The organism is Algoriphagus ornithinivorans (genome assembly GCF_900115305.1).
In the GTDB taxonomy this organism is placed as follows: Bacteria; Bacteroidota; Bacteroidia; order Cytophagales; family Cyclobacteriaceae; genus Algoriphagus; species Algoriphagus ornithinivorans.
Genome location: NZ_FOVW01000009.1, coordinates 33389 through 59423 on the forward strand (window position 1 = coordinate 33389; position 26035 = coordinate 59423).

Annotated in this window: 20 protein-coding genes; 13 read left to right on the forward strand and 7 right to left on the reverse strand. The window is 39.6% G+C overall.

Features of this window, described 5'->3' with window-relative positions; translation table 11 throughout:
- Window positions 1-4: 4 nt before the first annotated feature.
- The 4 genes from BM073_RS14325 to BM073_RS14340 all read left to right on the forward strand — a co-directional run bounded on the left by BM073_RS14325 (window position 5) and on the right by BM073_RS14340 (window position 6342).
- Window positions 5-1540: a RagB/SusD family nutrient uptake outer membrane protein gene (locus tag BM073_RS14325; RefSeq protein WP_091655019.1), complete on the forward strand. Its 1536-nt coding sequence runs from the start codon at window positions 5-7 to the stop codon at window positions 1538-1540.
- Window positions 1541-1624: 84 nt separating this feature from the next.
- On the forward strand, window positions 1625-3037 hold the full coding sequence (locus tag BM073_RS14330; RefSeq protein ID WP_091655020.1) for a sulfatase-like hydrolase/transferase: 1413 nt from the start codon (window positions 1625-1627) through the stop codon (window positions 3035-3037).
- 29 nt (window positions 3038-3066) lie between these two features.
- Window positions 3067-4740, forward strand: a complete 1674-nt coding sequence (locus BM073_RS14335) for a right-handed parallel beta-helix repeat-containing protein (RefSeq protein WP_091655021.1) — start codon at window positions 3067-3069, stop codon at window positions 4738-4740.
- A 45-nt stretch (window positions 4741-4785) separates the two neighbouring features.
- The gene (locus BM073_RS14340) at window positions 4786-6342 is read left to right on the forward strand and encodes a sulfatase family protein (RefSeq protein ID WP_217643117.1); all 1557 of its coding nucleotides are present in this window, start codon (window positions 4786-4788) and stop codon (window positions 6340-6342) included.
- A 704-nt stretch (window positions 6343-7046) separates the two neighbouring features.
- Here the strand turns inward: BM073_RS14340 and BM073_RS14345 are convergent.
- The 4 genes from BM073_RS14345 to mltG all read right to left on the reverse strand — a co-directional run bounded on the left by BM073_RS14345 (window position 7047) and on the right by mltG (window position 13662).
- Window positions 7047-10916, reverse strand: a complete 3870-nt coding sequence (locus tag BM073_RS14345; RefSeq protein WP_091655023.1) for a glycosyl hydrolase — start codon at window positions 10914-10916, stop codon at window positions 7047-7049.
- A 309-nt stretch (window positions 10917-11225) separates the two neighbouring features.
- Entirely contained in the window at window positions 11226-12200 is a 975-nt protein-coding gene (locus tag BM073_RS14350) for a YihY/virulence factor BrkB family protein (RefSeq protein WP_091655024.1), read from the reverse strand.
- A 12-nt stretch (window positions 12201-12212) separates the two neighbouring features.
- The gene (locus BM073_RS14355) at window positions 12213-12617 is read right to left on the reverse strand and encodes an acyl-CoA thioesterase (RefSeq protein ID WP_091655025.1); all 405 of its coding nucleotides are present in this window, start codon (window positions 12615-12617) and stop codon (window positions 12213-12215) included.
- A 1-nt stretch (window position 12618) separates the two neighbouring features.
- Window positions 12619-13662 (reverse strand): endolytic transglycosylase MltG, encoded by a 1044-nt coding sequence (mltG, locus tag BM073_RS14360; RefSeq protein ID WP_091655026.1) that lies wholly within the window; start codon window positions 13660-13662, stop codon window positions 12619-12621.
- An 84-nt stretch (window positions 13663-13746) separates the two neighbouring features.
- Here mltG and BM073_RS14365 point away from each other — a divergent pair, with 84 nt between their 5' ends.
- From BM073_RS14365 to BM073_RS14385, 5 genes are all read left to right on the forward strand, one after another.
- A complete protein-coding gene (locus tag BM073_RS14365; RefSeq protein ID WP_175557924.1) occupies window positions 13747-14925 on the forward strand; it encodes a peroxiredoxin family protein in 1179 nt (392 codons plus the stop codon).
- Window positions 14925-15335: a (deoxy)nucleoside triphosphate pyrophosphohydrolase gene (locus tag BM073_RS14370; protein WP_175557925.1), complete on the forward strand. Its 411-nt coding sequence runs from the start codon at window positions 14925-14927 to the stop codon at window positions 15333-15335. The genes BM073_RS14365 and BM073_RS14370 overlap by 1 nt, the downstream gene beginning before the upstream one ends.
- Window positions 15336-15343: 8 nt before the next feature.
- Complete coding sequence (locus BM073_RS14375) at window positions 15344-15973, forward strand: L-threonylcarbamoyladenylate synthase (RefSeq protein ID WP_091655028.1); 630 nt, start codon at window positions 15344-15346, stop codon at window positions 15971-15973.
- Window positions 15974-16036: 63 nt separating this feature from the next.
- On the forward strand, window positions 16037-16660 hold the full coding sequence (locus BM073_RS14380; protein ID WP_091655029.1) for a WbqC family protein: 624 nt from the start codon (window positions 16037-16039) through the stop codon (window positions 16658-16660).
- A gap of 81 nt (window positions 16661-16741) precedes the next feature.
- On the forward strand, window positions 16742-19276 hold the full coding sequence (locus tag BM073_RS14385; RefSeq protein ID WP_091655030.1) for an ATP-dependent Clp protease ATP-binding subunit: 2535 nt from the start codon (window positions 16742-16744) through the stop codon (window positions 19274-19276).
- 55 nt (window positions 19277-19331) lie between these two features.
- On the opposite strand, the gene BM073_RS14390 is transcribed toward BM073_RS14385, so the two are convergent.
- The 3 genes from BM073_RS14390 to BM073_RS14400 form a co-directional block, all read right to left on the reverse strand.
- Complete coding sequence (locus BM073_RS14390; protein WP_175557926.1) at window positions 19332-19802, reverse strand: hypothetical protein; 471 nt, start codon at window positions 19800-19802, stop codon at window positions 19332-19334.
- Window positions 19803-19867: 65 nt separating this feature from the next.
- Entirely contained in the window at window positions 19868-20155 is a 288-nt protein-coding gene (locus tag BM073_RS14395) for a hypothetical protein (protein ID WP_091655031.1), read from the reverse strand.
- An 84-nt stretch (window positions 20156-20239) separates the two neighbouring features.
- Entirely contained in the window at window positions 20240-21934 is a 1695-nt protein-coding gene (locus BM073_RS14400; RefSeq protein WP_456151154.1) for a helix-hairpin-helix domain-containing protein, read from the reverse strand.
- 297 nt (window positions 21935-22231) lie between these two features.
- On the opposite strand from BM073_RS14400, the gene BM073_RS14405 reads away from it, so the two are divergent.
- Genes BM073_RS14405 through BM073_RS14420 form a run of 4 tightly spaced genes read left to right on the forward strand, consistent with a single transcriptional unit; the run spans window position 22232 to window position 25752 of the window.
- Window positions 22232-22630, forward strand: a complete 399-nt coding sequence (locus BM073_RS14405) for an EVE domain-containing protein (RefSeq protein WP_091655032.1) — start codon at window positions 22232-22234, stop codon at window positions 22628-22630.
- Window positions 22627-24240 carry a hypothetical protein gene (locus BM073_RS14410; protein ID WP_091655033.1) on the forward strand — a complete coding sequence of 538 codons (1614 nt, stop codon included), beginning with the start codon at window positions 22627-22629 and terminating at the stop codon, window positions 24238-24240. Before BM073_RS14405 ends, BM073_RS14410 begins: the two co-directional genes overlap by 4 nt.
- A gap of 34 nt (window positions 24241-24274) precedes the next feature.
- The gene (pyrR, locus tag BM073_RS14415) at window positions 24275-24823 is read left to right on the forward strand and encodes a bifunctional pyr operon transcriptional regulator/uracil phosphoribosyltransferase PyrR (protein ID WP_091655034.1); all 549 of its coding nucleotides are present in this window, start codon (window positions 24275-24277) and stop codon (window positions 24821-24823) included.
- Between the two features lie 2 nt (window positions 24824-24825).
- The gene (locus BM073_RS14420; RefSeq protein ID WP_091655035.1) at window positions 24826-25752 is read left to right on the forward strand and encodes an aspartate carbamoyltransferase catalytic subunit; all 927 of its coding nucleotides are present in this window, start codon (window positions 24826-24828) and stop codon (window positions 25750-25752) included.
- Window positions 25753-26035: the final 283 nt, after the last annotated feature.

Here is a 26035-nt window from a genome sequence, read left to right on the forward strand (position 1 = left end):
CGAGATGAAAAAACTCATATATCTAATCAGTATCCTTTTCTTGGCCTCTTGTTCTGAGGATTATCTCGAAAGAGGTTCCTTGACCCAGTTGGCAGAAGGTAATTTCTGGCAAAATGAAAAAGATGCCTTGCTAGGCATCAATGGAGTGTATGAAGTCCTCCAAGATAGAGTGATGTATAGTGGAAATTTAAATGGAGTGGCAGGAATTCCACAACATGACAGCTTCGCTGATAATACATTCAATAATTACAAGTTTGAGGGGCCGGGAAATTTCGTAGAAGGTAGAGCTGATCCTGCTTATGGATTCTTTCTTTCCTTTTGGACTTCTCTTTATAGAGGTATAGCCAGAGCAAATGTGGCTATTGAAAACATTGCTCGAATTCCGGATAGTAATATTAGTGCTTCTTCAAGAGATGCATTGGTAGCTCAGGCAAAATTTTTACGAGCGCTGTTCTATTTCAACTTAGCTGTTTATTTTGAAGATGCTCCACTGATTACTTCGACTCAGACCTTGGAAGAAGCATATGTTCCTAAAAATAGTTATGAAGAACTGAGAGCATTTGTTATTTCAGAATTAAGAGCAGCAGCTGATGCATTGCCTGTGTCCTATCCTCCCTCTCAGTTCGGCTATGCTACCAAAGGTGCAGCACTTTCTCTGTTAGCCCGTTTTGAATTGTATAATCAAAATTATGGGGAGGTAATCAGACTAACTTCTGAAATTATGTCCTTGGGATACCAATTGCATCCGAGCTATGAGCAATTGTTTACAGAGGCAGGCGAGCAGTCAAAGGAAATTATCTTCTCAGTGAGATTTATTCAGGATCAGTCGAATAATGGGGAAACTTTCTCCTCAACCTTCCTGGGTATTCCTAAGGTAAATGTGCAGCCCATGCCAAATTTGGTTAATTCCTATTTGTGCATAGATGGCTTACCTATTTCATCTTCTCCTCTTTATAATCCTCAAAAACGTAAGGAAAATAGAGATCCTAGATTGGGTGCTTCCATCTATTTTGAGGGGGATATTTTCGTGAAATACTTGGATAGACCTTTTAGAGGGAATACAGCCACCAAGTTTGGATTAAAAAAGTATGTAAGAGATGATCAATCTGCAGATGGCATTGCACCATTTAGTCCGGGAGGTCAGGATTTTTATGTAATTCGCTACGCTGATGTGCTCCTAATGCGTGCCGAAGCTTTGGCAGAATCAGGTCAGTTGAGTGAAGTATATCCTCTACTGGATCAAATCAGAACCCGTGCCGGAATGCCTACCGTAACGGATGTAAATGGTACTAGTCTTAGTCAATCTGAATTATTGAATTTGGTCCGATTGGAAAGAAGAGTAGAATTGGCATTTGAAGGATTAAGATTTATGGATGTGAAGAGATTGGGTGAAGTGGAGGCGGCTTATGCTCGCGCCAAAGCTGATCCAGTGGGTCCATATAACCCGCAGTACCGAGGTAGACTTTCTGAAGTTTTTGCAATCCCGCAATCTGAGATAGATGCCAATCCAAATTTGGTTCAAAATCCAGTTTGGAATTAAAAAGTAATAATCAATTCATAGATAGATTGGTCAATCACTCTCACCCGATACTGGGTGGGGGTGTTTACTTGTTCATCCATATACATGAAAAAATTACAGCTCTTAGTAAGCCTAATGCTCTTTTCTTTGATCTGCTGGTCTCAGAGTAGATCACCTGAAGATAGACCAAATATCATAGTCATTTTGACGGATGATCAAGGATATGCAGATGTAGGATTTAATGGTAGCGAGGATATACCTACACCAGGAATTGATAGGATTGCCAGCAATGGCGTGGTTTTCAGTTCTGGTTATGTATCATTCGCCGTATGTGGTCCAAGCAGAGCAGGCTTAATCACAGGTAGGTATCAAGATAGATTTGGCTTTGCCAGAAATCCTCTTTTGGCTCCCAAGGATAGCACCATGGGCTTACCATTGTCGGAGGAAACCATGGCGGATTTGTTGAAAAAAGCAGGATATAGAACTGGCGCTATTGGAAAATGGCATTTGGGAGCACATCCAAGCTTAGTTCCTAATAAAAGAGGATTCGATGAATTCTACGGGTTTCTTTCAGGAGGGCATCAATATTTTCCTGAAAAGTGGGTGCTCAATGACCTCTCAGAAGCCAGAGATCAATGGGATGGATATAAAACCAAGCTTTTAAAGAATGATGAAAGAGTCAATGAGCAAGAATACCTGACAGATGCGCTTTCAAGAGAAGCTTTGAATTTTGTCAATAATAATTCTGATCAACCCTTCTTCTTGTATTTAGCATACAATGCGCCTCATGCGCCCATGCAAGCTACTGAAAAGTATTTAAGCAGGTTTCCTGAAATAAAAGATGAAAAAAGGAGAACCTATGCGGCCATGGTTAGTGCTGTGGATGATGGAGTAGGTGCCTTATTGGATTTGCTAAAAACTCTCAATATAGAAGAGAACACGCTGGTATTTTTCCTTTCAGATAATGGCGGGCCTACCAAAGACAATGGATCAAATAACAAGCCTCTTAGAGGTTTTAAAGGTGATTTCTTTGAAGGTGGAATCAGGGTTCCTTTTGCCTTGCAGTGGAAAGGGCAGGTTCCCTCAGGTAAAAGATATGATTCGCCTATCATCTCATTGGACATCTTCGCAACGGCGGCTTCTTTAGCAAATGTTAAGCCTAAAAATGAGCTAGATGGAGTTGACTTGATTCCTTATTTGACGGGGAATAAGAAAGGGAATCCACATGAGGAACTGTATTGGAGAAACTACAATGCCAATCGCTTTGCCATTCGTTCCGGTGACTCTAAGATGATTATACAGCCCAATCAAAACTTCCTGTTTGATCTTTCCAAAGATTTGTCTGAATCCAAAAATCAATTTTCAATACAAGAGGCTTTGGCTAAAAAGCTATCGGAAAAATTAGAAGCATGGAAAAAGCAATTGATGGATCCTATTTTCTTGGGTCTTTTGGAAGATGAGGAGTATAGCCGCTTGCATCCCGATAGATATACACCGAATAGGAAAATTGAAAACTAAAGAAAACGAACACTTTTAAACTATTAACAATGAATTTACAAAATAGAATAAAGTCCATTCTGGGCCTCTTGTTCCTATTTTTTGCTGGGAATGCAGCTTTGGCAACAGATTATTATTTCCATCCAAAATTGGGAAATGATGCTAATTCCGGGCTTAGTAAGAATCAGGCCTTTCAAAGCCTTGATAGAGTGAAATCTCTGAATCTTCAGGCCGGGGATAGGATTTTGTTGGCCGAAGGACAAACTTTCAACGGAAGCTTGGAAATCATAGGGTTTAAGGGAGAAAAAAATGAGCCCTTGGTGATTAGTAGTTATAGCGAACAGAATAATTCTCCTTCCAAACCAGCAAAGATTGATGCAAAGGGATATTTGAACGGTGTATTAATAGAAAATTCCTCTTTTATCAGGGTTCAGAATTTGGAAATAACGGCTGAAGGTTATGGAAAGATGTCTCCCGAGGGTCAAATGCGGGTAGGAGTACTGATCCTTGCCAATCAAAAAAGAGGAGTGAAAGGGGTAACTTTAGATAGCTTGATAATTTCCAGAGTTTTTTTCGAAGAAAAAGGTATTCAGAGAAGTGCTGAAGAAGTCAAGTCAGCCAATGGAACTCAAAAATATGGTTGGGGAATTCGGGTAATGAATCAATCAGATTCTGAGATGATAGAGGATATTGAGATTTTAAATTCTCATATCTCAGACCTCAGTCATACTGGTATCAAATTAACGGGGAATACTGATCAAAATATCCGCAGAATTACGATAAAAGGGAACACAGTACATAAAACGGGTGGACCTGGAATTCAGATGTCCGGAGTAAAATTTGTTTACGTAGCAGATAATGAAGTAATGTATTCCGGGAGCAATGATGATGGGAGAAAATGGGGAAGAGGAAGCGGTTTATGGACTTGGAGTTCCTCCATGGTATTGATCGAGAAAAATAAATTTATGTACGCTAATGGCCCGGGAGATTCTGCTGGTGCGCACATTGATTTCAACTGTGACAACATTGTGATGCAGTACAACTTCTCAGCCTACAATGCCGGAGGTTTTGCTGAGATCTTGGGGAATAATTACAATTGTGCTTATCGCTACAATATTTCTGTAAATGACGGCCATAGGGTTAAAGGGCAAAATGGGGCTTTTCAAGAGGGTAAAATATTCTGGTTGAGTGGCTATCAAGGAGGTGATAAGGAGAGAAAGGGACCAGTTAATTCTTATTTTTATAATAATACGATTTATGTCAGTGAGGAAATAGTTGCAAAAATTGCGATTGACAATCGTTCCAAAGGGGTGCTAATTGCCAATAATATTTTTCATATTCCTGGAAAGACAGAGCTGGTGGCGGGAGATCAATACAAGCCTGATGATGAGTCGAATAGGGAGTTGGAAGACGTTTTTTTCAAGAATAATCTATTTGTCAAAAATGGTCTTTGGCCTGAAAATGCGCTGATTCAATCAGAAGATGGAATTGTTGGAGATGCTCAATTTAGAGTGCCGGGGGGATTAAATGTAGAAGACTACATTCCTCAAAATGCTGCTGTGGTTCAGAGTGGGGTAAAAGTGCCATTCCTTACAGGAGATGAGTTTGGATTGATTGACGGGCTTCAATTGAGTAAGGACATATTAGGCAATCCGATAATGGAAAATCCTGGAATTGGCGCCATTCAGGTTTTTCCTCAAATGGCTGAAAAGAAAAATGATTAAAAAGAATTTAAGCTTCAATTATATCGAATACCCAAAATGAATTTTATGAAGAATAGGTCTCAAAGCTTTATAGCAATCCTGTTGGGAATGGTTTTTTTCCTCGCATGTCAAGATAAAGAGGTGGATGAAGAAGCTCCATCTAAAAAACCCAACATCGTCTTTATTTACATGGATGATTTGGGATATGGAGATGTAAGTGCTTATAAAGCGGGGAAGCTTCAAACCCCGAATATGGATAAATTAGCCAATGGGGGAGTAAGATTTACTAATGGATATGCCTCTTCTGCTACTTGTACCCCAAGCCGATATGCGATTTTGACAGGTACCTATCCTTGGAGAAATCAGGATGCGAAAATTCTTCCTGGAACAGCTCCTCTTTTGATAGATACGGCTCAATTGACACTGCCTAAAATTTTACAAAATCAAGGATATCATACAGCGGTAATCGGTAAATGGCATTTAGGTCTAGGTCGAGGAAACGTGGATTGGAATCAGCAAATTAAGCCGGGTCCTAATGAGGTGGGGTTTGATTTTTCCCACATCATGGCCGCTACCCAAGATCGAGTACCCACAGTCTATATAGAAAATGGACAAGTGGTTAATTTGGATCCTAATGATCCTATTCAGGTCGATTATGATCAGAACTTTGAAGGAGAACCCACTGCAATCTCCCATCCAGAACTCTTGACTATGAAATGGCATCATGGTCACAATAACAGCATCGTTAATGGAGTGCCTAGAATTGGGTTTATGAAAGGTGGTACAAGTGCCAAATGGAGTGATGTGGATATGGCTGATCATTTTTTGGCTAAGGCTCAAGAATATGTTTTAGAAAAAGCTCAGTCAGACAGTCCATTTTTCTTGTATTATGGATTGCAGCAGCCACACGTGCCAAGGACCCCTCATCCCAGGTTTGAAGGAAAATCAGGCATGGGGCCTAGAGGAGATGTGATTCTGGAAGCGGACTGGGTGATTGGAGAATTCATCAAGACTTTGGAGGAAGCTGGAATTTTGGAAAACACCTTAATTGTTTTCACGAGTGATAATGGGCCTGTACTCAACGATGGATATTACGATGACGCTGTTGAGAAATTAGGCGACCATACTCCAGCAGGACCTTTGAGAGGGGGGAAATATTCTTTATTCGAGGCTGGGACAAGAGTTCCTTTTGTAACTTATTGGAAAGGGAAAATCCAGCCGGGAGTTTCTGATGCTCTGGTTACTCAGATTGATTTGTTGGCATCACTTTCCGCTTTGGTTGGAAGTGAGCAAAGCGCCCCGGATAGCCAGAATTTATTAGATACATTCCTTGGGAAAAGCGAAAAAGAAAGAGATGCTTTTGTATTGGAGGCTACGACCAAAACAGCTTTAAGACAAGGAGATTGGATTATGATACCACCATATCCAGGACCGGCAGTTCAAAATCAGGTCAATATTGAATTGGGAAACTCGAGTGATTATCAATTGTATAATCTCAAGGAGGATCTTGAACAGCAAAACAATTTGGCATCCAGCAATCCTGAAAAGCTGCAGGAAATGATTCGAAAGTATGAGGAAATCAGGGGTTCGAATAATCAAATCCAACAATTAGAGTTAAAGTAATTGATCACCAATCAATAAATAGCCTGGGGAACCGGGCTTTTTTATTTGCTTACGCTCAACTGTTCTTGACACTCATTGATTGAATAGCATTAAGTGCCGTTCCTATTTTTTAAGGATTTGACATACAAATCAGTGCTAAAAAATTCCTACCAGCTACAGTGGCTGGCTTTTGCTTCGAAGCCACCCAAATTTTCTCCTCCTTAAGCAGAAGAAAAACCGGTGAATTAAGCCCTTATTGGCTTTAGCCAAACTCGAAGAAATTGGGCTAATGCCCGGCCGGTATTAATCTCAATTTTTGGAACGGGCTAAAGCGCCGTTCCTATTTTTTTAGGACTGTGAATTCGATCAAGTGAAACCTAGAATTTACATCAGCTATAGATGCTGATTATAGCGTTAAATTCAATTCAAATTTCCTCCTGCTTTAGCTGGAGGAAAACTGGTGAATTGAGCCCTTTTTGGCTTTAGCCAAACTGGAATAATCTGGGCTAAAGCCCGGCTGGTATTAATCTCAATTTTTTTAAGGGTTTGGAGTGGCTTTTCTATTTTTAATGAAGCTATATTCAGTTCAATGCTAAAAAATTTCCACCTGCTTCAGCTGGTGGATAAAGTTTTACAATTATAGCTATTCCCGGCTTTAGCCAAATTTGAAAAAAAAATGCGGACCAACCTGATCCGCATTTTCTAATAAAAACCCTAAATAAACGCTACTGTACTAGTAATCTATGTTGAATTAATTGATGCCCATATTGAATGGAAATCAGGTATAGACCTGGTTTGAGATTTCCCTGCAACTGAATCCCCTGACCATTTGCTTCAATCCTATTTTCAGAAACCCAAATCCTTCCGTACATGTCGGAAATGCTCAAGTTGAACGTACCCTCTTCCTGAAGATTGGGCAGCTGTATGGAAACAGGCTCAAAGCTTTTTACAGGATTTGGATAAACTTTAAAATCTGAAGGGTTAAGTAGGCCCGTTGTAGGTATATCCAACTCAGGCTCTGAATTCAGCATTCTTGCACCCTCTGTTTCATCATCAGAAGGTTTCTCAGAAATAGTAATCTTGTCGAATAGTGGAGCATCATTGGTTTGTGGTCGTAATTCGATTTGGTTAGAACCTGCTTTCAATTCGATCTCTATAGATTTTGTAGCAGGGCTTCCGCCAGCTCCACACCAGGCTCCAGAGCTCGCAAAGCTTACAAATTTGGTTTCTCCATTGATAATCACCCTTGCAGATCGATTAACTGCTGAGATGTAGTCCAGATCCAAAATGTAAGTTCCGGCAGTTCCCACTTCTATATTTTCAAATATTATTGCTCTACTATAGGAGAAACCCATGTTTACCAATGCCCCATTGGAGGCAGTAGGACAGGTAGGAATTGCTGGAGAGCCTTCAAGTCTAGCTTCTTCAGCTTCCAAGGAAATTGGTTTTCGCTTAAAGCTGATTTTGTCAATGAATGGAGCATCAGTTTCAGTTCTGTAAATCTCTACGGTATTGACTCCTTTTTTCAGGTTTACATTTAGCTCATAAGAACTAGGGATTCCATTATTGAAACACCATTCTCCGGATCTAGTAACTTGCTTATACCCCAGAACTTCACCATTGATGAAGATTCTGAACCTTCTGTCAACTGCACTCATGTAGTGAACAGTCAAAACATATTCACCATTTGCTGGAGCAATGACTTGATTGAATTTGATTCCTGAATCAAAGCCTGCTCTGAAGTTTACTTGCTGACCATTAGAGGACTGAGCGCAACTTACTATAATGGCATTTCCCACTAACTCCGCATTCTCAGCTTCGTAATCCATCACAACAAATGAACGGACAACATCAGGATCTTCTTCAGAAGGGTTTTTGCCTTCAGAAGCAATTGCCAGTCGATCTATTTTAAATTTCTGAGTAGAATAAGCTATTGTAATTGAATGAGTGCCCGCTGTAAGGAAGAATGGAAGTGTTTTATCCTCTCCTCCTTCTGAAAAATGGAAAGGCTTCCAGTACCATTCAAAGGCATCATTTTCCAAATGATCCCATTTACGGAAGCGGTCATCATCGACTTTGATCCAAATAGAATTTTCATCTGTGTTCAAAGACTGAATCTTAGCCCAGATTCGATAATGATCCTGTTCTTCTACATCAAAATTGAACACTACCTGACCATTTGTATCAGGTGGAGAGGTTAAAGAGGACTTTGTGGCTTTTGATTCCAAATACTCTCCTGATACAGCATCAGCATTGTTTTCAACATTCCAAGCGTTTCCAAATACTCCTGATTCAGCCTCTAAATAGTAAATTACATCCGTGCTTTTCAAACCCCAAGGATTCGGGTCGACTTGGCAAGACTCTTCTGGGTTGGGCTCTAAATCGACCTCATCACTAGTGGTGATAAGCGCTATCTGATCTAGTTTTAATGCTTGATTAGTAAACTGGAAACTGATTCTATGCTTTCCTGTATTAAAGGAATAGAATCTAGGTAATTGAATCCAAGAGTACTCACTCGAATTCAAACCTCCAATAGTTTCGAATTCTCCATCATTGATTTTTACTGCGATTCCAGTTCCTCCATTGGTGGCTGCTTTTATCCAGATTTTATAGGTTTTGGCCTGTTCTAAATCTAATTCATAATGGAATTGATTTGCAAGCGGAGATTCTCCTTCAAGGGAATTATTTCCTTGGATGAATTTGCCATTGGAAGCGTTTACATCCTCTTTTACCTCCCATTTATTTCCTAAATAAAGTGCGCATTCCGCTTCAAAACTCAAGATCTCAGGATTAATTGGGGTAAAAGGCTCATTCAATCCCTGAAGATTACCATCGGATTCCCAAGTTGCTTCAGGAATCGAAGGAGTAGAAGGATGTGAGAAATAGATCTCCCCAATATTAGTCAGGTTTCCATTTTCATCGGTTAGATCAGCGGACTCCACTGGATTAGATGCATATCTGGCCATTGGCTCGAAATAGGCATATCGTTCTACGTAATCCAAAGATTCCAGATAGGGTAGTGCCAATTTTAGAAATTCCGCTTGTATGGAATTGGTTCTGTTGGGATTTGCATTAAACTCGGTGATCCAAATTGGAAGTCCGTAAATTCTATAGACGTTTTCGAGATAGTTTTTAAAGCGATTAAAAATTGCCTGAGGATCAGCATTCGGAGTATTGGCAGGATTACTTCCCCAATCATACCAGTGTACGGCCACAAAATCGAAGCGTACATCTCTGGCTTTTGCAAGTTCTGCAAATTCCAATAGCCAAGTAGTAGGTCCGTTTTCCCTTGGTGCCGGAGTACCCAAGCGCATTCCGGTTTTCATAAGGTTTTCGTAGTACCCTACTGCCACTTCAGGCTTACATAAATTGTTAAACTGACCGGATTGATCATTGCAATTGTCAGATTCATTGAATCCTAATAAATGGTTGACTTGATCTTTTTCGATCACTCTCTGTAGTCCTGCAGGATTCGTAGCCCCCGCTCCCCATGCCATTGGTACATATTCATAATTAGGTTTGCTGGTATTGGTGTTATTCCATTGGTAAAACCAGCCCGCATTAACTTCCGGTGTAAAGCCACCGGTTCCTTTTTTTACCACCCAGTTCCAAGGCAACACCCGAATGAAACTGACATTATTTTGTAATGCTTCAGGCAGTTCATCAATAACTAGATCATCTGTGGAGGCTACATAAACTTTACTTTTACTAGTTCCATTATTTGCAACCGAAAAAGTGGCCATATACCCTCTTTTTAACACAAATGAAGCAGTCCGATCATTCATGCCATTTGGAATTCCTGCTCCTGAATAAATTTGTTTCTCATAAATGTCTGCATGGTTTCCAGTTTGATTGGATCCGGAATAAATGGTCAGGGCAGGATAGCTTTCAGAAAAAGGCCTGATCAAGGTGCCTTTCTGATAGAATTGATTGATGCGGTAGTTCGAATTCATATGAGCTGGGCCATGATTCACCCAAATCTGAGAAGTCATATCGCTCAAAAACTTATTTGGTTCTATGTTTTCCAGAATTATCCAAGATTGCAAATCCAAGAAGTTGAATAGGGTTTGCGTTCCCACATTTCCTCCTTCTTTGATGAATAAGGTTGATTCTTTGTCCAAACTGATAATGCTTTTTCCAAGGGTAGCATTTACTTCCAGTTGGGAATTGAAAAGTGTAATCCCTATCTCTTTGCAGACAAAGCTGATGTTTTGAGGAATTAAAAGAGCTGCATCCGAAATCAGGAGATTATAAGCAATAGGTTTTCCAGGTTCCAAGGTTCCTGCTTTTGGATTTTTATCCTTGTTCAGATCCAGCTCTCCTTGACAAATCTGATGAGGAGATTTATTGGCACCAGGTAAACAAAAAGGCTTTGCACTCCCGGAATCTTTTCCTTCTGTCTGGCCGGGAGGAGTTGGTGCAGAGGGTCTTTGATTTACTTCCCTCCAGTTTGCTTCGTTGAAGAAATCATTGTTTTCCTCGCCGGTCCAAACCAGATATTTGGACGTCTGTCCACAGGATTGAGCATTACTTTGTATTGATGTTATGGAACAAAGAATTAAAAGGCTCAACCCAATCAGGTAGATTTTTTTCATGATAATCGGGTTTATTGATTTTCTATTCCCGAAGTTATCTTCTTTGATTTCCAGCGCTTTGGGCTATTCCGTCAGGTTCTGGGTGAAATAGGTCAAATGATTTAGGAACTACGCTCCAAGCTCTTGGAGGAAAAGTAGATTGGGTGAATTGGGGTTTTCGAAGTACGATTTACGATGGGTAGAAGGACCTTAATCCTTATGCCATGCCTTTTGTTCAGTGTTAACGATGAACATTGCCCGCTTTCTGAAGGAGGGAAATCTAAACAAATACGCTATTCATCAATTACTCAATTACCCCTTCTAATTAGTCTAATCAATATTCTCCGGTCCAGCTTCCCGAAGAAGTTTATCTTCTATTCTCTTTTTGTCTTCTTCTATCAAGTCAAGCGTCACATTAATTTCGAAGCTAATGAGGATAATCAGAGAAGTAATATATAGCCACAGCATCAAACCAATCAATGTTCCGATAGAACCATAAAGCTTGTTGTAGCTGGCAAAATTATTCAAGTAAAAAGTGAATCCATAAAAAGCTAAAGTAATCAAGAGGCCTGCAATGTTAGCGCCTACTGAAAAGAAATGCCACTTATCATTTATAGCTGGAGCATATCTGAATACAAAGGCCGTCGTGAAGTAAAAAACAGCCAATAGAACCAAAAACTTTAAGCTATTGAATAAGAAAATCAAGAAGTCAGAATTGAATAACTGCATTTCCTCAATTCTTGTGATAACAATTGAGCCCAAAATCATAATTGTGCTGGCGGCGAAAATCGCCAAGACTAAAGCAACCACTATACTGATGGCAATTACCCGGCTTTTGAAAAAACCTCTGCTCTCTTTGGTTTGGTACACAGAGTTGAAAGACATCATCATAGACATCACCCCCTGAGTACTGGCAAATAGTGCGAAAAAGAAACCGATAGATAATAAGCTTTGTCGGGGTTTGGATACAATATCCATAATCGTGGTTTCCAACTGACTGTATATTTCCCCGGGTAAACTCTCCTGCACAAAAAGTAATATATTTTCTGTAGTCACATAGGGGACAAAATCCTGCAAATAAGGAACAAGATTTAATAAAAAAAGCATGGTTGGGAACAAAGCAATCGTAAAGCTGAAAGCCATTGAACCTGCTCTTTCATTGATATCATCTTTTTGAAGCTGCTGGATAAAAATATTTCCTAGGTCGTAGACATTTTTATACGGATCTCCTAGATGGACATTTTTTAAGCTTAACAGCCAATCATCGAATCTTTTACGTGCTTTTTTTATCCTTTTTTTAACCACAGATAAGGAATTCTAAAAATAGGGTTTCAATAAAGCTAATAAATTTTGAGGAGGTCTAGTGGGTTGATGACTTACTTTTTTTAAAAAAGCCAAGGTAGTCCAGCCCTCTGTGATCAGCTCATCGGCCTCATTAAAAACCTGATACTCAAATCTTATTTTCACTCCCGGGAGATGAGGGATCTGGGTTTTGATGGTCAAAAGCTCATCGTATTTACCCGGCTTTAGATAGCGAAAATGGCTTTCTAAAACCGGCATCATAATTCCCTCTTCCTCCATTTGTCTGTAAGAGAAACCCACACTTCTCATAGCTTCCACTCGTGCTACCTCAAAGTACATGGCATAATTGCCATAGTATACATAGCTCATTTGATCTGTTTCGGCATATCTTACCCGGATTTGTGTTTCGGCTTGATACATCTTAAAATATTTTTGCTGCATTCAATGCGGCCTGATATCGTCTGGCATTCGCATTATGCTCTGATAAAGTTTTTGCAAAAGCATGATAGCCTGAGAAATCCTCCTTCGCACAGAAGTATAAATAATCATGGTCTTCATAATTCAGGACAGCATCCAAAGAATTGATGTCTGGAAGATTGATAGGTCCAGGAGGAAGACCTGCATATTTATAGGTGTTGTAAGGGCTTTCAGTTTCTTTGTGGATATTGAGAATTCTCTTGAGAGAGAAGTCTCCCAAGGCAAAAACCAGCGTTGGATCAGCCTGCAAAGGCATATTCAACTTCAAGCGATTGAGATAAACGCCGGCAATTTTTGCTCTTTCATCCTTTTTCTGACTTTCTGCCTGAACAATACTTGCTAAGGTTGAAACTTCCTTCGGATTCAAACCCAATTCTGCTGCTTTCTTTTTTCTTTCATCCGTCCAGAAATCATTATACTCCTTATACATTCTATCGAAAAGGGCTTCCGGAGATGTATTCCACCAAACTTCATAAGTATTGGGGATAAACATGCTCATGATTGTTTCCTCGTTAAAATCGAATTTTCTGATGTAAACAGAGTCTTGGAGTAAGGCTAGAAACTGCTCTTCTTCCAATTCCAAATTGTCGGAAATTTTTTCCGCCAAATCCTCTTTGGTTCGCACATTATTAAAAGTAATTCGAACCGGAGTTTGTCTTCCTGACCTCAACAGTCTCACCAATTCCAGATTCGTCATTCTAGGTTTGATCGTGTAGAGTCCCGGCTTGACTAGTTCCTGATAGCCAAGAACCTTGGCCACAAATGCGAAGCTAACCGCATCATTGATAATTTGATCATCATAGAGCTTATTAGCCACATACTTATAATTGGCATTGCTGGGGATTCTTAGAGCAATGGGTTGATCAGGCTCTGAAAAAGTATTGGGACTGAAGAATACCTGATAGAAATAGAAGGTCATCGAAATTCCCAATACGGAGAAAGTGATGATCAGAATGAGCAGTAATTTTTTCTTTTTGTCGGCGATCATATGGGCAAAAATAGGAAATAGCTTTAAAACGCTAAGTAGAAACTTTCAATGGGTCTATTTTTTCTATCGAACAAAACATGGTTAATGCTTATAGAATTTGAAATTCCTAACTATCTTGTTAAAACATCTTTTTATACCATGATTAAGCGTTTGTATTTCCTTTTGTTTGCCTTGGTTGCAGTTTTTTCCTGCGAAACTCCAAAAACTCCCGATCAGATCTGGGAAGAATCAAAAACTCAAATTTTCAATCCTCAAGGATTATCTTTTCAATCCAAAATGGTTTGGGAAAACCCCAATTTCCATGAATTTGATACTACTTTCAGAAGTTTTGAGGCTAGAAAAATAAAGGATGAATATTTTGACTATGCCTATATAGGAAAGAGAGATAATTATACTTTCGCGTATTTGGGAGGAGTGCTGCAGTCTATTGATCATGAAAAGAAAACTGTGAAAATTACCTCCATTGAGCAAGATTCTCTCAACTTTATCAATACACTACACAATAATAGCTTTCTTTCTTTTTCTCCATTAGGCTTGATGAAAAAAGAAGGTTGGTCCTTTGTAAAAGATACCATTGTTGACAATAAAATCTATTTTGATTACTTACAGATCGAAATGGATACCACGATTGATAAAACAAAAGTATTGCTTGAAAATCACCTTTTTATCAATCCCTCTAATTCTATTCCAGTATGGTATAGCAGACGTTTGTATCATCATGGGAAAAGGAATCAATTGATAGAGATTTACTTTTCTGATTATAAATCTTCTGAAGGAAATGAAGAGTTGACCTTAGAAATTCCGAGCACTTATGTAAGTAAGACGGAGCAGGAATCTGAACCTCAACTGCCTTTGGAGGTAGGGGAAAAGGCTCCTGATTTTGAATTGATTGATATGGAGGGTAATCCTGTCAGATTATCGGAGCTCGAAGGAAAAAGGGTGCTATTGGACTTCTCTATGATAAATTGCGGATGGTGTAAAATTGCAATCAACAAATTCAAAGACGAAGACTTTGCCTTTGACTCAAATTTGGTTCCATTATACATCAATCCGGTTGATAGCAAAGAACTGATGGAAAAATACCTTCGATCTAATTCTATTCCTTTTCCTGTCCTAGTGGGAGCTAGTGAATTGGGCAAATCCTATAAAGTCTCCGGTTATCCTACCTTTTATATTATAGATGAAAACGGGAAAATTGAATTTGTTCAAGTAGGGTTTAGTGATAACTTTATTGATCAACTGAATAGGAAAGAGAACTCCTGATGATCATCCCCGTTACCTGTGCAATAATTTTATTTGAAGGCAAGGTGTTGGCTACACAGCGATCTGAATCCATGAATCTACCAGGACTTTGGGAGTTTCCTGGCGGAAAAGTGGAATCAGGGGAAAGTCCTGAGGACTGCCTGCATAGAGAAATCAAAGAAGAACTGAACATAAAAATTGATTTATGGGATAGATGGGATTTCTCCGAGCATTCCTACCAACCGGGGAAAACCATACAATTGATCCCATTTTTGGCTTCTTACAAAGCAGGCGAATTGATACTTTCAGAGCATGCTGCATTCCGCTGGCTGGGACTAAGTGAACTTTTTGAAGTAAATTGGGCACAAGCTGATATTCCCATTGTGCAGGAACTGAGTAGAAAGTGGGAATCCATTCAAAAGAACTATTAATTTTAAGTATGCCTGCTGAATTTATACGTCTGTACGAAGAGAATCCCGAACCTAAAAAGGTTAAGGAAATAGTGGATATCCTAAGAGATGGAGGAGTAGTAATCTACCCTACGGATACAGTCTATGGTATGGGCTGTGATATTACCAATCAAAGGGCAATTGAACGCATTGCTAAGATCAAAGGGATCAACCCGAAAAAGCATAACTTCTCATTCATTTGCGCTGATTTGAGCGATATTGCTCAATACACTCGAGTGATTACCAAGCCGGTTTTCAAAATGATGAAAAAGGCATTTCCGGGTCCTTTCACCTTTATCTTGGAGGCAAATTCAACAGTTCCGAAAATCCTGCATTCCAATAAAAAAACGGTGGGTATTCGTGTTCCCAATCATAATATTCCCAGAACCTTGGTTCAGGAATTGGGGCAGCCTATTCTTACTACATCCATTCACGACGAAGATGAGGTTGTTGAATATAGCACGGATCCTGAATTGATTTTCGAGAAATATCAGCACTTGGTAGATGTGGTTATTGACGGTGGCTACGGACAAAATGTGGCTTCCACTATTTTGAACTGTACCGGAGATGAAGTGGAAGTAATCAGGGAAGGTCTGGGAAATGTTGAGGACTTATTTTAGAAATCTTTCCTTTTTTTAAATCGGAAAAAGACTTCAATTTCGCTTTCTCATCCTAAAAAAATCATGCGCCAAATTATTGCTGACCTTTTTTATTTGCCCAATCTGGAGTTTTTTTCAGCTATTTCACAATGCGAGACACTTTACATTTCTCCCTTTGATACCTATCAGAGAAAATCATACTTCAACAGAACTCAAATTCTTCTCAGTAATAAAGTAGAGACACTTTCTATCCCGATTGTGGGTAGACGACCTAGGCTTCCATTGGGAGAAATTCAGATTGATTACAATCAAAAATGGCTGGCTGCTCACCTTCGGGGAATCCAAAGTGCCTACGGCAAGGCACCTTTTTTTGAATTTTTTTTTCCATACATCGAAAGTATTTACGAGCAGGAAATCCCCTCTTTATGGGATTTAAATTACAAATTCCTGACAATCTGTCTTAAACTTTTGCAGCTATCTGTCAAAGTGCAGGTGCTTGAAAAAGCTGAGGAAGTGCCAGATGCTTGGGACATAAGAGGTCAAATAAAGCCCTCAGAGCACTTTTCGAACAGAAATTATTATCAGGCAGAGCCTTACACCCAACTTTTTGGCTTAGACTTTGAGCCTAACCTCTCCGTACTGGATTTGCTCCTTTGCGAGGGACCCACAGCAAAAAATTTCCTCTTAAAGTCTGCAAAAAAACAATGAACAATCCTCAAAAGGATTGTGTTTTTAAAACAAATTCGGTAACATACGTACAGGATTATTAAACAATCAGAAAGGAATTAAATGGAAGCAAAATTTTCGAACAGAGTCAAAGAGGTGATCTCTCTCAGTCGCGAAGAAGCTCTTCGCCTGGGACATGATTATATTGGTACGGAGCACCTCTTGTTAGGGATGATTCGTGAGGGGGAAGGTGTAGCTGTTTCCATTCTTAAAAAATTGGGCGTACCATTGGACGAACTTCGGTCGGCGATCGAACGTGCCGTCAAAGGTACAGCAAATCACAATGTGAAGAACATGGCCAATATACCTCTGACCAGACAGTCAGAGAAGGTATTGAAAATAACTTATTTGGAAGCAAAAATCTTTAAGAGCCAATTAATTGGTACAGAGCATTTGTTGCTTTCCATTTTGAGGGATGAAGAAAATATTGCCACACAGATTTTGAACAAGTTTGACATCAATTACGAAGCTGTCAAAGAAATGCTGGAAATGCAGTCTGATCCGGGAATGAGTCCGAGATCAAAAGCTGAAGCAGAAGATTCAGATGATGATGGTTCTAAATTGTTCGGTTCTCCAGGCGGTGGATCAGGCTCTTCTAAAGCCGGTGCGGAAAAATCCCGTACACCAGTTTTAGATAATTTTGGCCGTGATTTGACTAAAATGGCGGAAGATGATAAGCTAGACCCAATTATAGGACGGGAAAAAGAAATAGAGCGTGTTGCACAAATTCTTTCCAGAAGAAAGAAAAACAACCCAATCCTTATAGGTGAACCAGGGGTAGGTAAAACTGCCATCGCAGAGGGCCTTGCCTTGAGAATTGTACAGAAAAAAGTATCTCGTGTCTTATTCAACAAGCGGGTCGTGACTTTGGATTTGGCCTCTTTAGTGGCAGGTACGAAGTATAGAGGTCAGTTTGAGGAGAGAATGAAAGCCGTCATGAACGAGCTTGAAAAGTCTCCAAATGTGATCTTGTTTATCGATGAGCTTCATACTATCGTTGGGGCAGGAGGAGCATCAGGCTCTTTGGATGCTTCCAATATGTTCAAGCCGGCATTAGCCAGAGGAGAAATTCAATGTATAGGAGCTACGACTTTGGATGAATATCGTCAATACATCGAAAAAGATGGTGCTTTGGCGAGAAGATTCCAGATGGTCATGGTAGACGCTACCTCACCGGAAGAGACTGTGCAGATTCTTCATAATATCAAAGACAAGTATGAAGATCATCATAATGTCAACTACACAGAGGAGGCTATTGAGGCATGCGTCAAATTATCTGACCGGTACATCTCTGATAGATTCTTACCTGATAAGGCGATTGATATTCTAGATGAAGCTGGAGCAAGAGTGCACATCAACAACATTCATGTGCCGGAAGATATTCTAAAGCTCGAGGCTGAGGTAGAAGATATCAAAAATGAGAAAAATAGAGTGGTGAAATCTCAGAAGTATGAGGAAGCCGCTCAATTGAGAGATAAAGAGAAGAAACTTCTTGAGCAACTTGAAGTCGCTAAAGTAAGATGGGAAGAAGAAAGTAAGTCCAAAAGATTTACTGTAGACGAGGACAATGTGGCTGAGGTAATTGCCATGATGACCGGAATTCCTGCAAAGCGAATTGCTCAGAATGAAGGAGCGAAATTGCTCAATATGAATGACGAGCTTGCCGGAAAAGTTATCGGGCAGGATGAAGCCATCAAGAAGCTTACGAAAGCTATTCAGAGAACTAGAGTTGGTCTGAAAGATCCTAAAAAGCCAATCGGGTCCTTTATTTTCCTAGGTCCAACCGGTGTGGGTAAAACAGAGTTGGCTAAGATGCTGGCAACCTACCTGTTTGATAAAGAAGATTCATTAATTCGAATTGATATGTCTGAGTATATGGAGAAGTTCTCCGTATCCAGATTGGTAGGGGCACCTCCAGGATACGTTGGATATGAAGAAGGTGGACAATTGACTGAGAAAGTCAGAAGAAAGCCTTATTCAGTAGTCCTTTTGGATGAGATTGAAAAAGCTCACCCAGATGTATTCAATATCTTATTACAAGTATTGGATGACGGTATCCTGACCGATGGATTAGGAAGAAGAGTTGACTTCAGAAATACCATCATCATTATGACATCCAATATTGGTGTCAGAGATCTGAAGGATTTTGGAGCCGGAATTGGTTTTGCCAACAAGGCGAAGCAAGACAACATGGACGAGATTATGAAATCTACCATTCAGTCTGCTTTGAAAAAGGCCTTCAGTCCAGAATTCCTGAATAGATTAGATGATGTGGTAGTATTCAACTCTTTGAACAAAGAGCATATATTCAAAATTATCGACATCTCTTTAGGCAAACTCTTCCACAGAATCACTGATCTAGGATACAAAATTGAATTGACTGAGAAGGCCAAAGAATTCTTGTCCGATAAAGGATATGATCAGCAATATGGTGCAAGACCATTAAACAGAGCTATTCAGAAATATCTGGAAGATGCTGTGGCTGAAGAAATCCTGAAAGGTGATTTGTCAGAAGGAGATATCATCACCGCCGATTATGACGGTGAGGGTTCTGAATTGACTATCACGGTTAAAAAGAAAGAAAAAGCTGAGGAGTAAAAATCCTCTGGATAAATGAAACCCCGATTCTAAATAGGATCGGGGTTTATTTTTGCTATCTGGAAAAGAAGAGTCGGGTAATAAAAATCCCTTGACCATCCTCAGCTCCAGCATTGCTTTCCACTCCTGAAGTCACATAAGTGAGTTTCCATCCCTGAGCAAGCATGCTGTTGATTTTTGAAGCGATTACCGCATCGTTGGAAGCGATATTTTGAAAATTAATACCGGTAGCACTGAAGAAGTTTAATAATTTGGTTTCCTCCAGCTCATTTACTTTGATATCTGCCCGGTCTATTTCTTTTTGTTTACTGGTTTTGCCATCTGTTCTTTCTGTGGTAAACAGGGATGCATCTACCTGTGTCTGACTGTCAATAATTCTGGAACGCCCAAGACCCATGGGAACTATTGATTCCACGACAGTTATAATTTTGAACTCAGAAAATGATGCCTGGCTAGAGACCTCTTGAGCTTTTAAGTTCAAGCAGAAGGCCGCTACTAAAGCGGCTGATAACAATATTTTTTTCATTACTGGTTTATTTAGATAAGGACTTCTACGCCAGTAATTTTAAAATTGTTTTCCAGAAAAAACTATCAGATAGATAAAATAAAAAACAACAAAGCTACACTCAAAATCATGGTCATCACTTTGGCTTTTTCTAGATTTTCTTTGAGAACTTTTCTTTTCCTCAAAACCAAGACTGCCAAGCTCAAGCCGATCATTTGAAGTAGAATAGCTACTCCATTTAAAGGCCCCATAGGAGCTTCCAAAAACTGAAAATTGGTATTGAAAATGGATAGAGTGCCCAATACAATACCTGTTATTCCAAAAATAAATGATCGTTGAAGAAGTACGCCTTCCGGCTGGTCAGTCCATTTCATATTACCTAATTAAGGGAAGCGAAGTTAGAGATTCATGGTGGAAAAAGAATAGGTCATTTCCTAAGATTTAGCTTGAGTGAAAATTCAGCCCTTTTTATGGTCAAAATACTCTTGAATTTCTTTCAAACTCAATGCATTCAGTGTCATCTCTTTGGTCAATCCTCCTTTTCTTCCTACCAAAACTCCATATTTCATATCTGCGTAGCCCTCCATTTCATGGGCATCCGGGTTTATGGATAGCATTACCCCCTGATCCATGGCATAGCGAACCCAGCGCCAATCCAGATCCAATCTCCATGGGTTGGCATTGATTTCTATGACAACCTTATTTTTTGCACAGGCATCAATGATGGTTTTATGATCAATAGGATAACCTTCTCTTCTCAAGAGCAATCTTCCGGTTGGATGCCCAAGGATGGTGGTATATGGATTTTCAATTGCAGTCAGTAATCGTTTTGTTGCTCTTTTGATATCCATATTCAGGATAGAGTGTACCGAGGAAACTATAAAGTCAAAGCTTTTCAGCACATCCTCAGGATAGTCCAAGCTGCCATCTCCTAATATATCTGACTCTATACCTTTGAAGATCTTGAAAGGGGCCAATTCTTTGTTGAGTTGGTCAATTTCCTCATGCTGTTTTTGGACTTTCTCTATTTCCAATCCACCTGCATAGGAAGCTGTTCTGGAATGATCAGAAATTCCCAAATATTCATAGCCCAACTCTTTGCAGTATTCGGCCATCTGTTTGAGACTATGCTTTCCGTCACTATAGGTGGAGTGATTATGAAGAATACCTTTCAGATCTTTCTCCTCTAGAAGAGTTGGAATTTTTTGTTCTTTCGCCAAGCTCACTTCATCATAGCCTTCTCTCATCTCGACTGGGATAAACTGTAGATTTATTTGAGAGAAAAATTCTTCATCGTTTTTGAAGCCATTTTTCGCCAGCTTTTCTGCAATAGTTTCCTTCTCATCCACCAAACTTTTCAAATGTTCAGCGGAGGCGCTGAGAGCATATTTTTTTGATGGGTAATTATTCAGATCGCTAAAATGAATTCCAAAGTTCAGGTCCAAGTCCTTAACTTTTCCTCTCCAAACAAAAGGGCTGGAAAGGCTTTTATCCAATTCAAATGCTTCGATTGCTTTAAATTGAGATTTTGCCTGAGAAATATCTGAGGTGCCTATCAGCCATTCAGCTGAAGCAATGATTTCCATTTTTCGGGCAAAGTCTCCAACTACAGTAATTTCTGATGAATTCAGGCTTTTTTGTAGTTCGCTTGTCAAGGATTCTATGTTCTCTTCAACATCAGCATAAAGCCATTTCCCAGCATTGGATGCCTTGAATTCTAGATTTTGGATAATGGTTTCCTGAGTTTTTTCTCCAAATCCTTTGATTTTAGCCACTTTACCACTTTGGCAGGCCTCCATCAGTTCATGGGTGGAAGTGATGCCTAATTCTTCCCATAGGGTTTTAACTTTCTTAGGACCTAAACCTTTGATTTGCAAAACTTCCAAGATTCCTTCCGGAGTTTTTTCTATCAGTTCATCCAGAGTACTGAAAGTTTCTGTTTCCTTCAAAGAAACAATGGCTTCCAAAATACTTTTTCCCACACCAGGGATTTTCGAAAGCTCACTTTCTGAAATTTCCATGATATCGGCATCCCCTCTTTCCAATGAATTCAGGGCAGATTGATAGCTTCTGATCTTGAAAGGATTTTCATCATGTAGCTCCATTAATTGAATACAGAGCTTAATTTTCTTCAGGATAGTTTTATGGTCCAAAATCTTTTCTTTTTCGTTATACTTATCAGACAAAAGTGCAGAAATATTGTTTCAAATTAAAGCCTGATCAGGTAACTTAAGCTTTTGGACAGATAAGTAGCTGGCTTATGAAAATTGGCAATTATGCAACCATGCTTTTCATAATAAGGGGAATTAGCTGGTATGAATGCAAGGTGAGAGTTCAATTTAAGCTTGCTTCGGTCTTCGGTCTTCGGTCTTCAAATCGGTCAAACAATAAAAATTGGATAACGGGCGTGATTGAGGATAATCAGATTTACTAATATAAATGGAAAGAACATGAACTATTGGATGGTGAAAAGCGAACCAAACTCCTATTCCTGGGAGGATTTTGAAGGAAAAGGGGAAGATGTTTGGGATGGAGTCAGAAACTATCAGGCTAGAAATTACCTTAAAGAAATGGAGGTAGGAGATGCAGTGATGTTCTATCATAGTGGAAAGGAGAAGGCAGTCGTAGGAATAGCTAAAGTATCCGTATCTGCATTTCCCGACCCAAAAGACGAGGCTTGGGTGGCAGTTAACTTAAAGACTCATCAAAAATTAAATAAGCCTGTTACTCTTTCCCAAATCAAATCAGAAGATTCGCTTTCAGAATTACCCATTTTAAAACAAAGCCGATTATCTGTTTTGCCTATGAGTAAGGAAGAGTTTGAAACGATTTTAAAAATGTCAAAATGAAGCAGCTTTTCGTATTTGGTTTAATTCTTTTTTTAGGCTTTAAATCTTTTGCACAAGTGGAATATGTGGCAAGATTTGAAGTAGAGACTGATTTTTTCGATCCTCTTTTTGAAACCATTCCTACAAATCAAGGACTAATTTCTTTCAGGACCCTTTCTAAAAAGGCTTTCAATAACAGAAGGACCTTTCAATATTTTATTTCCGATTCGGAATTGAATACAGATGGGCTGATCGAATTGCCTGTCAGGGATGGTTTTGATATGGTAGGGTTTGATCTGGAAGGCGATTTTTTCCATGTTTTATTTCAAAGAGGTTATTCTACCACCGGTGAACGCTACGTTTTAAGAATAGATTTATCCACTAGAAAGGGCTTTGAATACGGGCTGAGCAACCTTTTGGATATGGAACTCGCTGAGTTTTTGGTTCAAAATAACAGCGTCATTGTAATGGGAGTTGCTGATACCCGGCCTGCTGTTCAGGTATATGACTTGGATGACAAAAGTGTGCATACGCTGCAGGGTATTTATGGAAATGATACCCAAATTCTGCAAATACGAAAAATGCCTGAAATCGAATCATTTCAGGTGGTATTGAGTCGAAAAGGTCAATATAGAGAAAGGGAAATCATTATCAATACCTATGATTTGGAAGGGAATCTTCTGCGGGATATCAAGGTCAATCAATTTGGAGACCCTGATCAGGAAATTATGGAAGCCTTGCTTTTACCGATGCGAGGATATCAGCAGACTATGATTGGATCCTTTGGATTGGAGAGAAGAGATTATTACCAAGGGATGTATTTGATGGATATTAATGAATTCGGGGAGTTTGAAACCAAGCTATACACCTTGGAAGATTTCCCTAATTTTTTCAATTACCTGAATGAAAGGTCTAAAGCTAGAAAAGATCGGGAAGTGATGCGCAATATTGAGAAAAATAGAGTTCCAAGCATTCGTAACGTGTACTCTATCCGACAGGCTATAGAGACTCCAGACGCCTATTATGTTTATTTTGATCACTATAACATTATAAATTCCCGCGGTAATTTCCGCACTCCTTATTCCCCAATGGGAATGTATAGATATGATCGTTTTAATCGGTTTGGTCAGAATATTTTTGACCCTATTTATATGAATAGGCTGGGGTCTCCTCAGTTCAATCAATTGCAACCTGAGTACAGTTACATTTCGGCGCATTTCATTAAGTTAGGCAAAGATGGAAGGGTGATTTGGGATAATGCTGCCACTTTTGATGACCTGAATACTGAAATCCGGATGGCATTTGGGGACATAGCAGTAGTCGGGGATGAATTTTACCATGCCTATGTCCGGGATGATGAAATCCGTTTGGCTTATTTCAAAAATGGGGAGAAAATTTTTGATAATCTGGAGGTTGAAATAGAGTTGATGGACGAGACCCAGCGGATCGCTGAAAATAACATGGAGACTTTAAGCATTTCTCACTGGTTTGGAAGATTTTACTTGCTGACTGGTACTCAGAGGATTCGATATCAGAAGGAAGATGGATCAGGTGCTAGCAAAGAGGTGTTTTTTTTAAGCAAAGTAATGGTCGCTGGGGATTTGTATCAGCCTGAAGAAGGGCAAGAGTAGATTTTCTTTTTATATTTACCCGCAAATCACACCCATGCAAAAACGTCTTGTCTTAGATCAACAGCAAATAGGGATTATTCTCCGCAGATTTTGCCATCAGTTGATTGAAAATCATGATAATTTCGAAAATACAGTCCTGCTGGGATTGCAGCCCAGGGGAAGTATCCTCATGGATCACCTGGCTCCGATTTTGGAAGAGATCTCAGGAGTGAAAGTTCCTTTCGGCTATTTGGACGCCACTTTTCACAGGGACGATTTTCGAAGAAGAGATTTTCCCCTCAAAGCCAACGAAACAAAAATTAATTTCCTGGTAGAGGGTAAAAAAGTCATCCTAGTCGATGATGTATTATACAAAGGACGTTCTGTGAGAGCAGCTATGGATGCTATGATCGCCTTTGGAAGGCCACAGAAAGTAGAACTGATGGTCTTGGTAGATAGGAAACTCACCCGGGACTATCCCATCATGCCAGATTATTATGGCATCAGGGTCAATACACTGGATAGCCAATACGTAGTTGTAGAATGGGCTAATCAGGGACAAGCAGAAAATGCAGTTTGGATCACAGAGAAAGTAAAAAGCTAAGCATGTCACAACTCAGCACCCGTCACCTCTTAGGAATCAAAAATCTCACCCCGGAGGATATTCATTTGATCCTTGAAACTGCCGCAAATTTTAAAGAAGTTATCAATAGGCCTATCAAAAAAGTGCCTTCTCTGCGGGATATCACCATAGCGAATGTCTTTTTTGAAAACTCTACACGAACCCGGCTTTCCTTTGAATTAGCTGAAAAAAGACTTTCTGCTGATGTGATTAATTTCTCCTCCAGTAATAGTTCGGTCAAAAAAGGTGAGTCATTAGTTGATACAGTTAATAATATTCTGTCCATGAAAGTGGATATGGTGGTCATGCGTCATAGCAGCCCCGGTGCACCACATTTTTTATCCAGAAATGTCAATGCCAATATTGTCAATGCGGGGGATGGAACCCATGAGCATCCAACTCAGGCACTATTGGATTCATTTTCTATCCAAGAGAAACTTGGGGATTTGGCCGGGAAGAAAGTTGCAATCATAGGAGATATCCTACATTCAAGAGTAGCGCTATCCAATATTTTCTGTCTGAAAAAACTTGGTGCTGAGGTGATGGTTTGTGGACCTATTACTTTGCTTCCAAAGCATATTGAAAGCTTAGGAGTAAAGGTGGAGTTGGATGTGAAAAAAGCTTTGCAATGGTGCGATGTGGCCAATGTGCTAAGAATTCAATTGGAAAGGCAGCAGATCAAATATTTCCCAAGCTTGAGGGAATATTCATTGTACTATGGAATCAATAAGAAGCTGCTGGAGCAATTGGATAAAGAAATTGTCATTATGCATCCAGGTCCCATTAATAGAGGAGTGGAATTAGCATCTGATGTCGCGGATTCCGAGCATTCCATCATTCTAGAGCAGGTTCAAAATGGAGTTGCTGTTCGAATGGCAGTCCTGTATTTGTTGGCAGGCTCCAGGAGTTAAAAGGTTGAATCAAAAAAACGGCTGTTGCGTATTTCACAACAGCTTTTTTTTTTGATTCTCCTTGCGGAGATAAACTTTTTGATTTCAGCTTTTATTTTTTCCAAACTGCCTGTGAGAGACTTTAAACACTCCACTTTAAATTCCTTCACCGCGAAGCCGCAGAGACCGCTAAGAATTCCGCAAGGATTTTATTGGCATTAATCATTATCTAAAAGTTGCTTTAGGAATGGACCGAGGAGCTTATAAAAAACTAATAACACTTAACTACCAGCTCCCATTCTTC

Excerpts from the sequence above, each read along its gene's own strand:
- BM073_RS14345 (WP_091655023.1), bottom strand. The coding sequence starts at position 10,916 with ATGAAAAAAATCTACCTGATTGGGTTGAGCCTTTTAATTCTTTGTTCC.
- BM073_RS14380 (WP_091655029.1), top strand. The coding sequence starts at position 16,037 with ATGCGCCAAATTATTGCTGACCTTTTTTATTTGCCCAATCTGGAGTTT.
- BM073_RS14390 (WP_175557926.1), bottom strand. The coding sequence starts at position 19,802 with ATGAAAAAAATATTGTTATCAGCCGCTTTAGTAGCGGCCTTCTGCTTG.
- pyrR (WP_091655034.1), top strand. The coding sequence starts at position 24,275 with ATGCAAAAACGTCTTGTCTTAGATCAACAGCAAATAGGGATTATTCTC.
- BM073_RS14395 (WP_091655031.1), bottom strand. The coding sequence starts at position 20,155 with ATGAAATGGACTGACCAGCCGGAAGGCGTACTTCTTCAACGATCATTT.
- BM073_RS14335 (WP_091655021.1), top strand. The coding sequence starts at position 3,067 with ATGAATTTACAAAATAGAATAAAGTCCATTCTGGGCCTCTTGTTCCTA.
- BM073_RS14330 (WP_091655020.1), top strand. The coding sequence starts at position 1,625 with ATGAAAAAATTACAGCTCTTAGTAAGCCTAATGCTCTTTTCTTTGATC.
- BM073_RS14325 (WP_091655019.1), top strand. The coding sequence starts at position 5 with ATGAAAAAACTCATATATCTAATCAGTATCCTTTTCTTGGCCTCTTGT.
- BM073_RS14410 (WP_091655033.1), top strand. The coding sequence starts at position 22,627 with ATGAAGCAGCTTTTCGTATTTGGTTTAATTCTTTTTTTAGGCTTTAAA.
- BM073_RS14375 (WP_091655028.1), top strand. The coding sequence starts at position 15,344 with ATGCCTGCTGAATTTATACGTCTGTACGAAGAGAATCCCGAACCTAAA.
- BM073_RS14340 (WP_217643117.1), top strand. The coding sequence starts at position 4,786 with ATGAAGAATAGGTCTCAAAGCTTTATAGCAATCCTGTTGGGAATGGTT.
- BM073_RS14405 (WP_091655032.1), top strand. The coding sequence starts at position 22,232 with ATGAACTATTGGATGGTGAAAAGCGAACCAAACTCCTATTCCTGGGAG.
- mltG (WP_091655026.1), bottom strand. The coding sequence starts at position 13,662 with ATGATCGCCGACAAAAAGAAAAAATTACTGCTCATTCTGATCATCACT.
- BM073_RS14420 (WP_091655035.1), top strand. The coding sequence starts at position 24,826 with ATGTCACAACTCAGCACCCGTCACCTCTTAGGAATCAAAAATCTCACC.
- BM073_RS14385 (WP_091655030.1), top strand. The coding sequence starts at position 16,742 with ATGGAAGCAAAATTTTCGAACAGAGTCAAAGAGGTGATCTCTCTCAGT.
- BM073_RS14355 (WP_091655025.1), bottom strand. The coding sequence starts at position 12,617 with ATGTATCAAGCCGAAACACAAATCCGGGTAAGATATGCCGAAACAGAT.
- BM073_RS14370 (WP_175557925.1), top strand. The coding sequence starts at position 14,925 with ATGATCATCCCCGTTACCTGTGCAATAATTTTATTTGAAGGCAAGGTG.
- BM073_RS14365 (WP_175557924.1), top strand. The coding sequence starts at position 13,747 with ATGCTTATAGAATTTGAAATTCCTAACTATCTTGTTAAAACATCTTTT.